This is a genomic window from Schlesneria paludicola DSM 18645, assembly GCF_000255655.1.
Taxonomy (GTDB): domain Bacteria; phylum Planctomycetota; class Planctomycetia; order Planctomycetales; family Planctomycetaceae; genus Schlesneria; species Schlesneria paludicola.
Window position 1 is genome coordinate 2,703,215 of the sequence record NZ_JH636435.1, and the last position, 15,996, is coordinate 2,719,210.

Consider the following 15,996-nt stretch of genomic DNA (forward strand, 5'->3'; position numbering starts at 1 on the left):
CACAACCACTCAAACACACTCTTCGCACTAACCTGAAGTCAGATATCAATTAACGCTTGCGCTTCCTGAATTGCCCCAGACACCGATTCAGTTGCATTTAAGGTCCAGGTGGTGAACAGACCGGCGAGCAAACCCGCCCGCCAGCGCAATCTCGAACGGTTTGGCGCGGAATTCAACGCATCGAAAACCAGGAGACTTTCTCCGTAAAAATTCTGACAGATTGTCATTCGCGGAAATCCCGACCAGAAATCCGTGACATTAGATACCTGGCTTGGCTGACGTTTCAAACCGCGTCCCGAACCATTCATACCTCGCGGACAACCTCGCAAACGTGGTCCAAAGTCAGTCGACGACGCGTTCTGACACACAGGTACTGGCGATTGCAGAGTGACACTTGAAGTTCGACGAGTTGGACGGTAAGTTCCGGCCTCGTCAACGAGCGGTCGCTTGAGCGCTGATTGTTCGCGCAGAGTTGTCGCCGCCGAGTCGGCTCGATTTCGAGCGGGCTAATTCCAAGTCAGTGGCCGCAGTTGCGGCCGGTTTTGAGGGACTTCACATGTCGACCCAATACGTATATTTTTTCGGTGACGGCCAGGCCGACGGTGATGCGACCATGAAAAGCCTGCTGGGTGGCAAAGGCGCGAACTTGGCGGAAATGGTCAAGATTGGACTGCCAGTCCCTGCTGGATTCACGCTGACGACCGAAGTCTGCACCTATTACTATGCAAACAATCGCACATTCCCTCCAGAACTGAAGCAGCAAGTCATCGACGCCCTGAAGAAGGTCGAGAAGTCGATGAAGGCCGAATTCGGTTCGGCAACCAACCCGCTGCTCTTCTCGTGCCGCTCCGGCGCGCGTGAATCGATGCCCGGGATGATGGACACCGTTCTGAATATCGGTTTGAACGACACGACTGTCGAAGCTCTCGCGAAGCAGACCGGCAACGAGCGCTCGGCGTGGGACAGCTACCGCCGCTTCGTGCAAATGTACGGCGACGTGGTGCTCGAACTGAAGCCAAAAGACAAGACCGAAGGCGATCCATTCGAAGTCGCCCTGGAACACAAGCGAGAAAAGGCCGGAGTCAAAGAAGACTCGCAGCTGTCCGTCGCACAGCTGAAAGAACTGGTCGTTGAATTCAAGCAACTGATCAAGACCCGTGCTGGAAAAGACTTCCCGACCGATCCGATGGAACAGGTCTGGGGCGCCATTGGTGCCGTGTTCGGTAGCTGGATGAACGACCGAGCCATGGTTTATCGCCGTACGTATGGCATTCCTCACGAGTGGGGTACAGCCGCCAACGTCCAGGCAATGGTCTTTGGAAACCTGGGCGATGACTGTGCGACCGGCGTGGGCCTGACCCGCGACTGTGCACTGGGAACCCCGGGCTTCTGCGGCGACTACCTGATCAACGCTCAGGGCGAAGACGTGGTGGCCGGTATCCGCACACCAAAGCGAATCGAAGAAACGCTGTCGAAAGACATGCCTGAGTCGTACAACCAATTGAACGACATCGGCAAGAAGCTCGAAAAGCACTACAAAGAAGTGCAAGACATCGAGTTCACGATTCAACGCGGCAAGGTCTACATGCTGCAGACCCGCAACGCCAAGCGAACCGGTTTCGCGGCCGTTCGTATCGCCGTCGACCTGGTCAACGAAGGTTTGATCACCGACAAGGAAGCGCTGCAGAAACGCCGTATCCCCGCAGACGATCTCGCCCAATTGCTGCAGCCAATCTTCGATCCGGCCTCCAAGAGTGCCGCGACGAAAGAAGGCCGCTTCCTGGCGAAGGGGATCAACGCCGGTCCGGGCGCCGCCTCTGGCGTGATTTGCCTGTTCGCCGATGAAGCCGAAAAGTTCCATGAAAAGAACCCGAACATCGATATCGTTCTGGTTCGTAAAGAAACCAGCCCTGAAGATCTTCGCGGTATGAAAGCCGCCAAGGGAATCCTGACGGCCACCGGTGGGGCCAGCTCGCACGCTGCTCTCGTCAGCCGTCAAATGGGCAAGGCGTGCATCGTGGGTTGCTCGGCGATCGACGTCGACTACACCACCAACACCGTCAAGGTCGCAGGCAAGACATTGAAAGCCGGCGACTTCATCTCGATGGATGGTTTCACCGGTGAAGTTTTCGAAGGCAAGGTGCAAACCAAGGCCAGCGAAGTCATCCAGGTTCTGGTTGAAAAATCGCTGAAGCCTGAAGCTTCGGAGACCTATCGCCGCTACGAACAATTGATGAGCTGGGTGGACAAGTACCGCAAGCTGCGTGTGCGAACGAATGCCGATACACCAAGTCAGGCCGATGAAGCCGTGGCGTTCGGTGCGGAAGGGATCGGCCTGTGCCGTACCGAGCACATGTTCTTCGATCATCTCGACGAAATCCGTCACATGATCGTGTGCGAAACGACGGAAACTCGTGAGAAAGCCCTCGCGAAGCTGTTGCCGTTCCAGCGAGCGGACTTCGCGGGCCTGTTCCGAAGCATGAATGGTCGCCCGGTGACGATTCGTCTGCTCGATCCGCCATTGCACGAGTTCCTCTCGGACCGTCACCTGGAAGAGCAACCCGATCTGGCTCAGAAGCTGGCAAGCTGGACGAATTCCACCATCGAAGCGGTCACGCGACGTGTGGAAGAACTTCACGAAGCCAACCCGATGCTCGGCCACCGCGGTTGCCGTTTGGGAATCGTTTATCCCGAAATCACGGCCATGCAGGCCCGCGCGATTTTCGAAGCGGCCGTCCTGGTGAAGAAGGAAGGAATCAGCGTCGTTCCGGAAGTGATGGTGCCTCTCGCCGGTTATCTGACCGAGTTCAAGCACCAGGAAAAGATCATCCGCGCGACGGCGGAAGCGGTCTTCAAAGAAACGGGCGTCAAGGTGGAATACCTGGTCGGCACAATGATCGAAGTGCCTCGCGCTGCCTTGCGAGCAGACCAGATCGCTTCTGCCGCCGAGTTCTTCAGCTTTGGAACCAACGACCTGACGCAAACGACGCTGGCCATCAGCCGCGACGATTACGGGCCGTTCATTGGCTTCTACCGTGAAAACGACATCATCCCGAACGATCCGTTCCAAACGATCGATCAGGAAGGCGTCGGCGAACTGATGAAGATCGGTGTCGATCGCGGCCGTGCAACTCGTGCAGACCTGAAGATTGGTATCTGCGGCGAGCACGGCGGTGAGCCATCCTCGGTCATGTTCTGCCACGATATCGGCCTGAACTATGTCAGCTGTTCGCCACGACGAGTTCCCATCGCTCGTCTGGCTGCGGCGCAAGAAGCTCTGGCAACCGCCAAGTAATCGTCATTCGGTCGACCTTCACAGACGGCATCGTCCTTCCGTGAAGACCGAGCTTGGAAAAATTAGACCCCTCATTCCGAGAAATCGGGATGAGGGGTTTTTCGTTGCCTTGGATTTCCAAACCTCGCGAAGAGAACATCGCCAGCGTGCCCGTCGTAGCGGGACGATGTGATCTGTTGTCGATGGAGTGTGCGACTCGATTCCAATCGGTATCCTGCTGTCACCGTTCCGTCGTTCTTGAACTACTTCGAAGTCATACTTCATGTCGAATGACGCGTTATTCAACGAAGGCCTACCGCGCATCACCCAGGCAGACACTGCTACGGCGCAGTCTCGATCCGATTTGGTTGAGACGCGTTTGCGTGAACTGAAACTGACGTTGAATGATCAGATCGCATATCAGCTCGACAGCCTGTTTCCGAAGGTTACAGGTTGGGGTGCAAAGGGTGAGATCAAGCGGCGGCATAAGCTGATCAGGCTGGTGGAACCGACGCTCGTCAAAATGTTGTTCGATGACGAAGAAGTTCTTTACGTCGCCAAGGGCGTACAATACACGCTCGCTGAAAACTATTTGTTCGGGGCGTTCGCCGCGCTCATGAATCAATCCGTGCTCGTTCTCACCAATGCCCGCCTGCTCATGATGCGATCGAATAGCAGCGGTAAACCGTCCGAGATGTTCTGGGTGATCTACTACAGCGAGATCCTAGAATTCAAAGCGAACTGGACCGGCGGTTTGAATCTGAAACTGCACGACCAGAAGAAATTGAAGTTCACAGGGTTCCCCAAAATCGACCGTCAGTCGATTCCGGTGATATTTCAACAAGCGTTCCAGAACTATCGCCGCCTGGAATTCACGCCGCACACGTCGCAATCACGCGAGACGCTTTGCTGCCGCTGCTTTCACGTGATTCACAAAGGCGAGTTTTTTTGCGAGCACTGCGGGGCCGAATACTGGCGGCCGCGCGATCTTGCCCTGCGCAGCCTGATCTTCCCTTCGTGGGGCGATGTGTGCATGAAGCACTATGGACTGGCGCTCGTCAAACTGTTTGGCTACGTGGCCACTTGGATCGTCGCGGCCATCAAGCTCACCAGACACGATCCCCTTGAAGGATTTCTCGTTGTCGGATTCATCTTCCTGATTGAACACCCGATTGATGCCATCCTCACCTACAACATCGCCAGCAAAGGCTTGAATCATCGCCGTGACCACGATCTCGAACCGATGGACGATCCCTCCCATGACGCAGAATCAGAGGAAGAGGAATGATTTGCGCGTCACGTGAAGCGGGCGTCACAACTCGATTTCACGGTGTGCGGCCCACTACGGTTCGTGGTGAGATTACTTGGCGATGCGATCCTTCAGGCGATTGAACGGTTGCTCAATCAACCAGAACGAAAGAAATGCCGCAGCAAAAGCAAAGGCAATGTTCTGGGGGAATTCGTGAATCCAGCCCGGATGACGTGGATGAATGAAAAGCTGTTGCCACAGATAGATGCTGTAAGACCCCAAGCCGATGACACGCAAGACGGGGTTACTGAGAATCTTCCGGCCAATCACTTGCGAACGGATCATGCCCCACATGAGCAAAGCCAGGCACAGGCCATTCACGGTATATGCCACGCAGAGTGTGTATTTGGATGATCGGGTCAGGGCGATCGAAACACACAGGACGACAAACAACAGCCACAGTTTCGGCGAAGTGGTCAATCGATCAAGAACGCTGCGACCATTCGTCGAACGGCAATAAAGTGCCATCAAGCTGCCGATGGTGATGGTGTCGAGCCGGGTAATTGTCCAGCTCTCGGCCATCACGGTGCAAATCGCCACGTCTGGCCAGCCCGAGTCTGCGGGCAAAACATATTTCGATAGGCCAAACGCAATCCCGCATCGAATCAGCCAGCAGACGACCAGACATCCCACACCCGCCCGCCAAGCGGCTTTCACTCCGCCAGCGTACAGGACGAAGGGCCAGAGCAGATAGAAATGCTCTTCAACCGAGAGCGACCACGAATGCCCCAGTTCCCAACTCGGGTGATACAGGAAATTGGTGGTGTAAGTCAGTGCCCCGATCCAGTCGCGCCTTTGCAACTGGAAGTACCCAACGTATTGGCAGATCGCAACCACCGCCAGCAAACAGACGTACGCGGGAATGATCCGTAGCGTACGCCGCAGATAGAACCGTTTCAGTTGCACATGCCCGTCGCGTTCCAGTTCACGAACAAGCAAGGTGGTGATCAGGAAACCACTCAGAATAAAGAAGATGTCGACGCCGATAGCGCCTTCAAGAAACAGCTTTTTGGCGACAGGCCAATCGGGAAAGCCGACCGTCTGATACGCATGCACCATCAAAACAAGCAACACCGCAATCGCCCGCAGACCATCCAATCCGGGAATTTGCCCACGATCCAGCCATTGCGGCCTCGATGAATCGAGTGCGGTAGGCCCGACCGATGACTCAACCGGAACACATGTCTCGAGACATGCGGCAGCGCTGTGCGTCGTGATCGGAGATGTTTCGTGGGCCATAAAAGGGCTCTGGCAGTCCGATGGAAGTTTGGGGGACGGTCCCCTCGGCGTGATGATTTGCATGTCGTTGTCAAAGCGTGGTAGGACCAGTTCCCCTGTCTCCATCAGACAGAATGGATGACGAGCAGCCCGCGTCACGCGGCCGGCCACGCCACGCGTTGGATGCTCGCCACAACTTTACAGCGCGATTTTGCAAGAACGGCAAGAAACATCGACTTCTCAGCACATCTCCGTGGGATTCCGTCAAATGGCACGGACGATCGTGATTGTTCGTGCCGTTCTCGTCCTGCATCCCTGTTGCGAGTTTGCCACATCATGTTGCCTTTCGGCATCATGAATTCTGCGCCTCATCCGCCCGCCAGTTTTATCTGAGCTTCTAACAAAGGAAATGCTCTCGTCGAGCGGCGGTTTCTTTGAATCGCCGCTTAAAATCAAAGACACCAAGCCCTGACGCGGTTTCGAAACTCAGAGCGCACACGGCGGGGCGAGCGATCTGCCCGTCCAGAGTCGCGGTGCGACTACCACCAGCAGTACTTCTGGATGAATTCAATCACATCCCCGAACAGGACGTCGCCCAAGTAAGACTGTCCACAACCGATACGCGCTCGGACCTGCGCACCAATGGTACACGCAGGAAGCTTGCTGGTATCAAGAGCGGCACGGGCCTCCAGAACACTTCCATCGGACTCTGCTGTGACGGTTCGCGTTGACAGGGATTTCAGCTTGGCCTCGTAACTTTGCTCGGGGCTGGTTAACAGTCGATATTCAATGTCAAGATTCGGCGAGAGCACCTGCTGCGCCTTCAGGATTCGTCCGACGCGATGTTCGGCGATTTCCAGTTCAAGCTGCCAGTCGCCAGTTTCATCCATGACTTCGAGCAGCACATCGCCGCGTTTAACGGGCCGATTCTGCAAGAGCTGCTTCAACTGAAACGTCGTGACCACCCCCGCAATGGGGGCACGTACCGTCAGCCGATCACGGCGTTTCTTGAGGATCTCGTATTGCAGCCGAGCCCCCTCGAGCTCGACCTGAGTTTCAACGCTTTTCCCCTTCATTCTCAGTTTTTCTTCGGTCTTATTATTCTTGTCGGCGTCGTCGTACTGAGCTTTCAAAGTGATCAGAAACTTTTGTTTCTCTTCGACTTCGCTCTTCGTTTTCACGATCTCCGCTTCCAGCTCATCATTTCTCAGTTGAAGCAGGGGCTGTCCTTCAACAACACGCTCGTCGTCTCCGACCAGCAACTCCATGACGATCCCATCCCATGGCGCGAACACTTCGCGCTGGATGATCGGCATCAGTTGCCCTTTGGCGTCAACGCGGTATTCCCAGGGAACAAGCACCATCGCCGCACCTGCGCCAGCCAGCGCAATCAGGCTGACGATGGCAATTGCCAGCCGGCGCCCCCGTAACCACTCGAAGAATCCGCCGAGCGTTCGCCATAGCGGCAAGAGAAAGATCGAACTGTGTGAGCGGGCATTGAACGTCGCGGCCGCAATATGATCGGTGACGGAATCAAGCGTGCTTTTCAATTCGGGAGTCGGCTCACTGCTCGACATCCGCTCGATAATCAAGGCGCCAATGGTCTTGCGAGGCCGCTGAGTGGATCTGGCCGACTCCGAGGCTTCGTCCGGTTTGACGAGGCGTTCAGGTTGCAAGAGCGGAACGATTAACAGGAACCGTGCCCCTGACTCTTGGATGAACTCCGCCAGCGGTTCTTCCAGTTCCTTCGGGACGGCATTCAGCGTGCCGTCGTACCGGAAGGGCTCACCCGCCGAAATGACCTTACGTGTCAGAGTCCGCAGGGTCCGGATCAAGTTCCCTCGTGGATGCACTGATTCTTGGCCGCTGACCGCTTTGATCACCGCCATCCGCCCGCGATTCAGCGCCAGACTCACGCGATCGACACCAAACAGGATTCGCCCGTCATTGACCGCGACGTTGGCCACTTCATTCAAATCCAGGCTGCGCTGGATCGACAACAGAAAGTCAAGCACCGCGCGCGAGTTCATTCCCGCGCGTGGCGAGCTTGGGGCCACCGCGGATGCGAGCGCAATCTGCGATGCCGCTGTCGGCTGATGAGGCATCGACAGTGACGGTTCTGCAGCCAGCGCAACGCGCCCCAGGTCGGGTTGGGCTTCGGGTAGCAGTGCTTCAAGCGTCGGCACTTCGGTGAGATCAAGGGTCGGGGGTGATGCTGACGAGGGTGCATCCGGCGAATCGGGTTCGAAACCGAGATCGGCAGGGGGCGTTGCCGCTCGAGCAAACTGGCGGGCCAGTTCTCGACAACGCATATCAATGTGGCGCATCACTCCCAACCGCTGTTGCTGCGGGAGATTGGGACGTTCTCCAACAAGGATGACACCCGGCGATGCATTCGGAATCAGCAGGGGGACCACGAACAAGGTCGCGTGCCCGAAGGACTTCGGCTCAATTAGTCCCTCGGTATCAAATGTCTGCGCCCGTCCCTGTCGCAAGGTGTCTGCCAGAATCTGTTGCAGAAACTTCTTACCTTCAACGCCTTCAAACAACTGACAATCGTCCAGACCAATCGTCAGAACGGGATTGAGCACCCCCTGGCGCTCCACCCAGATCGCACCGATGTTCGAACCAATCTCGTTGATAATCCGACAGAGAAACTCCGCCGCATTCAACGGACCTTCATTCGGTTCACCTTCGCCACGCGACATCAGGTAGGCCTTGAGGAAACAGCTTTGGATGGAATCGGAAGAGTATCGTTTCTATCGATCAATTTCGGCAAGACCAACGCTTACGAACTTGAGAGACACCACTAAGATTTGAACCGCAAACCCTGTCAGAAACGCCTGATCACCCTAGATTGACGATCTCGTCCGAGTGTGTCGGGCATGATACACATCCCAAGCCCCGAACAGCACGGTTTGGAGGGTCTGCTGCACATCCCGAAACGGGGCAACACGCCCGATCAGTCGCCATTAATATTTGGTTGCTGGGGCAGGGCCAATTCTTTGGTCAGTTGTTTCACAAGCTCATCCGCGACACGTGCGGGAATGATCCGTTTGGCAAGCAGCACGCGCTTCCCGTCGTTCAGTTCGCAAAAGAGATCGACTGCGGCCACATTCCCCGCCGAACCGGCAAATTTCGTCGCGAATTTCCGGATCATCCCAGAGTCGAATTGACGATCGGCCCCAATAAAAAATGCCCCTGACCGAACCGTCAGCCCATCCGAAGTCACGTCGATCTCGCTTCGAAAGCATAAGAGATCCATCACCGCATATATCAGATTGAAACCGAACAATCCGGCGACATACGGCCATGCCGCGTGCCAGTACAGATAGCTGAGCACGACCAGCACAAGGGAAAAAATCGCTTGAAGGAACATCATGCATGCTGCAAATCCAAGATTCCGTGACCGCGGAAAAATGAATCGATGGCCGCCTTCCGGAAGGGGCTCAACAGTCAGTTTCGCAGACTTCAACCAGGCCATCGACTCGACGGGAGCCGCATACTGGGCCATCGCGGTTTGATCCGGCTTGGCGTCTCGACGACTACGATCCGTTCGAAACACGGGCACCACAAACTCACTGCGATAGTTTGCCCCCGGCGAGATCGAGGTCACCGTCATCGTCCATTTCACCTCGTCATGTTTCGAATCATCGTTTGACGAGGGCTGGTCGTAGGGAATCACGAACTGGACGGGAATGGCAATTCCATCCGAGTCGGTCAGCGGGACCACTTTGACAATCGTTTGCTCGTCATCCCACAGCACCTTGGACGTCGCCTGATGATCACTATCCGATGACGTGCGTGCCGTTTCAGTGCAGGTGAGCTGTATCCGGAATCCCTCGTCAGACTCGACAGATCGTTCCGTCCTCACGACGCCCGTCAGGCATCCACCGACGACACCTGGCACCGAAGCCATCTGAAAGATCGAATCGCCGTACCGTTGCCAACGCAGCCAGCGCCTTAGCCCAGACCGCAAGATTAGCAATCCAATCCCTAGAGGAAGGAATCCGACAGCCGCCCACGCATCCCCGCCGTGAATCAGCTCCCGAACGCCAATGATCGCGCCGGGCAGACCAACGATCAGTGGCACAAACGCGCCAGTGACGAGAACCTGCGACGCACGACGATCAGAATGCCTGATTTCCCCCGCGTTCCAATCCGCGCGTCTGGCCCACGCAGGCCCCTGTGAGTCGTGCGATGTCCACTGTTCGTCCCTCCAACTCGCCACAACGACACTGATCAATCCCAACCCGATTGCCGTGAATAACAGGCCCATCCAGGTCTGCATGGCAACCATCCAGAACTGACTGTCTTTGAACAGAATCGCCTGAGTGGGATCATGAGGATCGACGAAGCAAGGGAACGGCTTCTGCGCCGCGCGATGCTCGTCTAAGATCGCGTAGATTCGCTCGTGAAACGACTTCTGACTGTCGACGGGCTCCCAAACTGAGACGCGAGTTCCCACATGATTCTGGCCCGCAAAGTCATATCGATACGTCGCCTTCACCCGATAGAGAATCGCCTCTGACCCCGGTTCTTCAAGCAGATCCGCCGACACGATGGTGCACGGAGTCTCTTTCCAGAATTGAACACGCAGATCTTTGACTCCGGACTGCAAGACCTGAAAATCGCATAGTATCCCCACTGCGGCGAATGGCAGACCGAACAATGCCAAGAGCAAATAGACAACGACCGAGGATTTCTTTGTGGCGGTCGTCTTGGCCGCGGACTTCGTCTCGGGCATGGGCTCGATTTCTGCGAAAAGACTGGTGGCGCGGCTTTGGGACGATTGCCCGAAGACAGAACTGACGTAGCGACCCCGCTTGCGATACCTCACGGCGAACCGAAATTCGCTTACGGGCGGATCTTCGTTCGAATGAAACCACGTCTTGGAATACCAATCAGAAACACAATCCACAAGACCCGCGTGCGCGCGGATCTCGGATTGCCAAGCCGCAAAAAGTGAGTTTGAGGCGGTCCGGGCCGATGCAATCAAAGCCAATAGACTCGCAAAGCCAACTCACTCGATCGTGATCCGCCGATGAACAAATTGGAAAAGTTTCCCCCAATTGAATGACGATCGACAAACCGGCTCGTGGCACCGCCAATCGGTCCTGTGAGGTTCGCGAACATCACTCGCTGGTCTGCTCGCAACGAGTTCATCGACGTGTCAATTCCGCATTGAAGCGTCACTCGTCATCCGTGGCCCAGACTCGCAAATCGCCGTCCCCGACGACTTCGATATGAATGGCGGTCGTGTGAGAACAGATCGCGCTGTCGTCATTCGACATGGCCTCTGCGTGCAAAGGCGTTACCAGCGAACTCGCATGTCCGGGATCACTTGCGGTGCTGTGATAGACATTCGTGCCTTCCATGCTCGCAATGCGCGCCGTGCCTGTTCGAAATGGTCGATCCAGACCAGCCGACGTCATCAGGATTGGAATAACAGCCTCCGAAAACTTCACGGGACTGAACATGATTGCTCCTTGAAACAGAGATCGAAAAGCTCCATCGTTCCGAGAACGACAGGCATGAAGCTGCAGGTCTTTCCACTGCGTCAAGCAGAGGGACCTTGACCCGGGTCGCGTCAGCGTTTCAACGTTCAACGAATCCGCTGGCACCTCAATCGCGCAGTGTCGATGACGCACACACGGATCGACTCAATCAGCGATCGATTTCCCTTGTCACGCTGATGCTCGTGGCCGCATCACACGTGCGACGCTGGAACCATATCACTTTGATCGACAGCGTCGAGATGTGGTTGACGGAGTCTGGCTGACTTGTAAGCGAACCAACAGAGAGATCACCCGCACGGCGGTGCGTCCGGTCAATTCTGCGGACAGCCCCACTCCTCAGCGAGGAATTGAGACGATCTCCTTCGGTTTCGCGAATCGGTGATGCCAACCATCCCCACATGAACGAGTGTCGACGAAAACCGTCTTTCCATTTGGAAAGAATTGATCCGCAAGCAGAGCAGTAATGCTCGCGTCTTTCCTCGCGCGGGTCTGATCGACGTCTGTCCGGGTACGAGCTTGACGCGCGGACTGGGAGCAAAATCGCATCAAATCAGGATGACGTGAAAGGTCGGTCATCAGAAATCAGACGGCGGACAAGATCGACATCAAATCATCGAATCGCCTGAGATCGAAGACCCTCGTCAGCGCGTGCCACTGGCCGCTGTCCAGGGAGGCAGAATCGTCGGCTTCGTACAAAGAAACTCGAGTCCATCGCGGAGCTTCCCAGCACTCGTGAAAAACGGATGAAAGCCTTCGCCGTTAATGCCGTTGCTGTCGTATCGATCGCGTCGAGTCGAGATGGCTTTCCCTTCCCGCAAGGCCCAACCCATCCATCCCAACCCCGCTTTGCTGAGCATCTCCGTATAGAACTTTGCCACCTCGGCTCGTCGCTGGTCATTGAGGCAACCAGGTATCGTTTCGTTGACAAGCAGGACTTTGCGGTGCCTTTGACTGGTGTCCTGATACCGGGCGATCAAGTCGTGAAGCTCTCCCGCAGTGTGGGCATAAGGATGAGCACAAATGACATCACACAGAGGCGCAAAGACGTCGACGTTCGAGGCACCTCCCACTGTCGCGGTCCCGATGGTGATCGGCTGACGTGCACCACACTCGCGCGCGGTCGCAGCGACTTCGAGCAGCCACTGATATTCCCGTTTGCACCAGTCTTCATTGAGATTCGCCGCCTGGGGCTCGTTGCACAGATCCCACATCAGGATCCGATGATCCGCCACAAGAGGTTTAACCAGCGTCCGTACATATTCCAGTTTCGGGCGCCAGTCTCGGGTGAGGTCGTCCAGGTACTGCCCACCATAGTCCCATTGAACATCATGCCATCGATTGAACAGACAGGGCATCGTCTTCATCCCTTGTTCGTCGATCGCCTTGACCGCATCAAAGAAATCTCCGGTCACCTTCTCGGGATCTGCCATCCAGGCCGTAAAGTCGATCCACAATCGAAGACAATTGGCATGGACCGTCGCGGCCAGCGCGACTTCTTCCCGGAACCGAGCCCCATCGTAGCGCCACCACGCCTCTTCAATGCGAGCCCCCCACGACGGAACGACGGTGAATCCGCGCAACCAGCCATAGTTGGGGTAGACGTGCAGTGATGGTCCGGCTGTTTCCGCGGCAGCAAGCGGCGGCGACTGCGACACGAATGCCCCCACCAGGGCCGCCGTGCCGATCCGAACCGCGTCACGTCGATTGAGAACAGGAGACACGTCAGTCATCAAAGGCACCTTACTTATCCGCGATACGAGAACCTGTGGAAACGAAGGGACTGCCACAGTGTGTTAGCGTGCTGACACCAGTTCGGGAATGGCCGCACCCGTTTGAATAATGGGAATCGGACGACCAGAGTGATCGGTGAAGGCGACCTGTTCGGGGTCAATACCCAGATGGCGGTACATTGTGGCAAGAAAATCGCCTCGACCGACGATTCGATCGGTGACGTCTTCGCCGCGAGAATCTGTGGCGCCGATGACTCGCCCGGTCGCAATCCCGCCACCGGCAAAGATCAGTGACGTGGCACGCGGCCAGTGATCGCGACCAGGTTGTTTGGTTCCTGCCGGGGCACTGGCGGTTCCCTCGCCGGTACTGACGTCGTAGTTGATTTTCGGAGTTCGCCCAAACTCCCCCAAAACAACAACCATGACTCGACGGTCCAGTCCGCGGTCGTAGAGATCTTCGATCAAGGAGCACACGGCGTGGTCATAGTACGGCGTCCGATGCTTCATTCCGGCAAAGACATCATGATTTACGGCATGGTCGTCCCAGTTGCCGATTCGACCGCAAAGCGGACCATCGAACTGCACCGTCACCAGATCCACCCCGGCTTCGACGAGCCTTCGTGCCAAGAGGCAGCGCTGGCCCCACAAGTTCCGACCGTAACGGTCTCGCGTGGATTCGCTTTCTCTTGACAGATCGAAGGCTTCGCCCGTTGCCGGACTGGAAAGCATGTTCCAGGCTTGTGATTCGAACGAATCGAAAGCCGCCATGTTCCCCAATCGATCGGCGTCGCGGCGAAACAGGTCGAACTTCTTCCGCAGAGTCAGACGATCGCCCAGACGATCCAGTTTGGCCTGATCACTCACCGCCGTATTGGGCACTTTGAATTCAGGAGCGTTCGGATCACCCGTCACGGCAAACGGCTCGTAGCTGGGCCCCAGATAGGCAGCACCTGAGTAATTGACGGCGGGAACCCCGATGTAATTCGGAATGGTCCGCCGACTGTCAAACCGCAAACGATGGGCGATGCTCAAAAAATCTGGATGATCGGGGCGATTTCGCAGTTCGCGAACTTCGTGCCCGGTAAACAGTTGTTGCGTCCCTTGTTGATGACAAAAGCCCGTATGTACCAGCGAACGTAGTACCGTGAACCGATCGGCAATGGCGGCGTGCCGCGGCAGCAGCTCGCAAATCTGCAGACCCTCGACGTTCGTCGGAATGGTTGAAAAGGGACCGCGAAACTCGGATGGGGCATCGGGTTTTGGATCATATGTCTCAATGTGACTGGCACCGCCCGGCAACCAGACGACAATGAGTGCTGTTCGTTCCTGCGGTTTCATCTCACTCGCGGTGACGGTGCGGGCACGGAACAACCCCGGCAGTGACAGACTTCCCAGTCCCGCCATCCCAAAACGCAATAACTCACGACGCGAAATCGGTCCGGAGCAGGGCGGAACAGAGCCGGATTTAGAGACTCTCATGCAAAGCGTTCCAAAACGTCGTGGCCAGAATCACATCAGCATCCTCTTGTGCGTCATGCCGCTCTGTCAAGTCGACTGGCATGCTTCATGATTTGGGGCACACGGCTCACGTCACGCGTTGCCACCACCGAAGGGAGACTTGCAGGACCGCAATGCCACGTCGCCTTAGCCCCCGCGCATTCGATGGAAACGTTTCTCAAACATTCATTGCATGTTTTATTCCAGAAACCGAAGCCGCCCGCGAGACTCGATTGATCCTGAATATTGCGAATTGGACTCTTTTTTTCTCAGATTTTGTTTGGTATGAGTATAGACTGATTGTCTAAGTTCAATTGAACGAGACGATCCATTCACATCGATTTCGGCGGTGAAAATTGTTCGGATCGACCGCGCTGAAATGGCTTTTCGTCAATTGTCCACTTCAAGGAAGTTCGCATGGCAGACTCGACGAGCCCGGTGACAGGCCTGAGCGATAATGATGTTGGTGCAATTGATCGTCTGCGAGACGCGTATGGTCGCCTGCGGAAAGAGCTATCCCGCGTCATCATCGGCCAGAACGATGTGATCGAACGCCTCGCCATTTGTATGTTTGCGCGTGGTCACGGGTTGCTGATGGGCGTGCCGGGTCTGGCGAAGACACTGCTGGTCAGCAAGCTGGCCGAAACGATGTCGCTGCACTTCAGCCGCATTCAATTTACGCCCGACCTGATGCCAATGGATATCACCGGAACGGACATTCTGCAGGACAATGCGGAAGGGCGACGCGAATTTCAATTTGTTCGCGGGCCGGTGTTCGCCAACATCGTGCTGGCCGACGAAATCAATCGCGCCCCACCAAAGACGCAGGCCGCGATGCTTGAGGCGATGCAGGAACAAAAGGTGACCGTCGTCGGAAAGACCTTTAAACTGGAATCGCCGTTTTTCGTACTGGCCACTCAGAACCCGGTGGAACAGGAAGGAACATATCCGCTGCCCGAAGCACAGCTCGACCGCTTCATGTTTTTGATCGAACTGGACTATCCCTCGGAAGAGGAAGAAGTCCAGATTGCACGAACGACGACGGGAGATGCGTTGCCGGAGTTGAGTCACTTGTTGACGGCCGAGCAAATCATCGAGCATCAGCATCTGGTTCGTCGTGTTCCCGTACCGGATCATATTTACCAATATGCGGCAAAGCTGGTCCGTAAGACGCGGCCCCGCGGTGCGACGGCTCCTGAATGGCTGAAGCCGCTGGTGGCTTGGGGGGCGGGCCCCCGCGCCGTCCAATTCCTGATCCTGGGTGCGAAGGCCCGGGCGGCACTCCACGGCAGCTACATGGTTCGCCTTGAAGATATCCATGAAGTCGCCATACCGGTTCTGACCCATCGTGTCATCACGACGTTCGCCGCCCAGGCCGAAGGACTTGACGCCAAGCAGATTGTCAAACGACTGATCGGTGAGTCGATGGAAGAAAAATAATTCAGCAGG

General features: G+C 56.2%; 9 protein-coding genes. 3 read left to right on the forward strand and 6 right to left on the reverse strand.

Annotated features, from left to right (window positions below; translation table 11 throughout):
• Positions 1-556: 556 nt before the first annotated feature.
• Together ppdK and OSO_RS0129495 are read left to right on the forward strand one after the other, a co-directional pair.
• The gene (gene ppdK, locus OSO_RS0129490; RefSeq protein ID WP_010586558.1) at positions 557-3,295 is read left to right on the forward strand and encodes a pyruvate, phosphate dikinase; all 2,739 of its coding nucleotides are present in this window, start codon (positions 557-559) and stop codon (positions 3,293-3,295) included.
• Positions 3,296-3,557: 262 nt separating this feature from the next.
• Positions 3,558-4,562: a zinc ribbon domain-containing protein gene (locus OSO_RS0129495; protein WP_010586559.1), complete on the forward strand. Its 1,005-nt coding sequence runs from the start codon at positions 3,558-3,560 to the stop codon at positions 4,560-4,562.
• 72 nt (positions 4,563-4,634) lie between these two features.
• On the opposite strand, the gene OSO_RS0129500 is transcribed toward OSO_RS0129495, so the two are convergent.
• From OSO_RS0129500 to OSO_RS0129545, 6 genes are all read right to left on the reverse strand, one after another.
• Positions 4,635-5,822 (reverse strand): acyltransferase family protein, encoded by a 1,188-nt coding sequence (locus tag OSO_RS0129500; RefSeq protein ID WP_010586560.1) that lies wholly within the window; start codon positions 5,820-5,822, stop codon positions 4,635-4,637.
• A gap of 518 nt (positions 5,823-6,340) precedes the next feature.
• Entirely contained in the window at positions 6,341-8,509 is a 2,169-nt protein-coding gene (locus tag OSO_RS0129510) for an RND family efflux transporter (RefSeq protein ID WP_010586562.1), read from the reverse strand.
• 254 nt (positions 8,510-8,763) lie between these two features.
• The gene (locus OSO_RS0129515) at positions 8,764-10,548 is read right to left on the reverse strand and encodes a DUF3592 domain-containing protein (protein WP_157605521.1); all 1,785 of its coding nucleotides are present in this window, start codon (positions 10,546-10,548) and stop codon (positions 8,764-8,766) included.
• Positions 10,549-10,993: 445 nt separating this feature from the next.
• Positions 10,994-11,281 (reverse strand): hypothetical protein, encoded by a 288-nt coding sequence (locus tag OSO_RS45690; RefSeq protein WP_010586565.1) that lies wholly within the window; start codon positions 11,279-11,281, stop codon positions 10,994-10,996.
• 680 nt (positions 11,282-11,961) lie between these two features.
• Positions 11,962-13,050: a cellulase family glycosylhydrolase gene (locus tag OSO_RS0129540; RefSeq protein WP_010586568.1), complete on the reverse strand. Its 1,089-nt coding sequence runs from the start codon at positions 13,048-13,050 to the stop codon at positions 11,962-11,964.
• Between the two features lie 63 nt (positions 13,051-13,113).
• Positions 13,114-14,454, reverse strand: a complete 1,341-nt coding sequence (locus tag OSO_RS0129545; protein WP_010586569.1) for a DUF1501 domain-containing protein — start codon at positions 14,452-14,454, stop codon at positions 13,114-13,116.
• Positions 14,455-14,964: 510 nt separating this feature from the next.
• Between OSO_RS0129545 and OSO_RS0129560 the strand changes: the two genes are divergently transcribed.
• Positions 14,965-15,987, forward strand: coding sequence for an AAA family ATPase (locus OSO_RS0129560; RefSeq protein WP_010586570.1), 1,023 nt, complete (start codon positions 14,965-14,967; stop codon positions 15,985-15,987).
• Positions 15,988-15,996 lie beyond the last annotated feature (9 nt).

What these genes read in the sequence shown, in the direction of transcription:
- ppdK (WP_010586558.1), top strand. Translation starts at nt 557, where the DNA reads ATGTCGACCCAATACGTATATTTTTTCGGTGACGGCCAGGCCGACGGT.
- OSO_RS0129495 (WP_010586559.1), top strand. Translation starts at nt 3,558, where the DNA reads ATGTCGAATGACGCGTTATTCAACGAAGGCCTACCGCGCATCACCCAG.
- OSO_RS0129500 (WP_010586560.1), bottom strand. Translation starts at nt 5,822, where the DNA reads ATGGCCCACGAAACATCTCCGATCACGACGCACAGCGCTGCCGCATGT.
- OSO_RS0129510 (WP_010586562.1), bottom strand. Translation starts at nt 8,509, where the DNA reads ATGTCGCGTGGCGAAGGTGAACCGAATGAAGGTCCGTTGAATGCGGCG.
- OSO_RS0129515 (WP_157605521.1), bottom strand. Translation starts at nt 10,548, where the DNA reads ATGCCCGAGACGAAGTCCGCGGCCAAGACGACCGCCACAAAGAAATCC.
- OSO_RS45690 (WP_010586565.1), bottom strand. Translation starts at nt 11,281, where the DNA reads ATGTTCAGTCCCGTGAAGTTTTCGGAGGCTGTTATTCCAATCCTGATG.
- OSO_RS0129540 (WP_010586568.1), bottom strand. Translation starts at nt 13,050, where the DNA reads ATGACTGACGTGTCTCCTGTTCTCAATCGACGTGACGCGGTTCGGATC.
- OSO_RS0129545 (WP_010586569.1), bottom strand. Translation starts at nt 14,454, where the DNA reads ATGGCGGGACTGGGAAGTCTGTCACTGCCGGGGTTGTTCCGTGCCCGC.
- OSO_RS0129560 (WP_010586570.1), top strand. Translation starts at nt 14,965, where the DNA reads ATGGCAGACTCGACGAGCCCGGTGACAGGCCTGAGCGATAATGATGTT.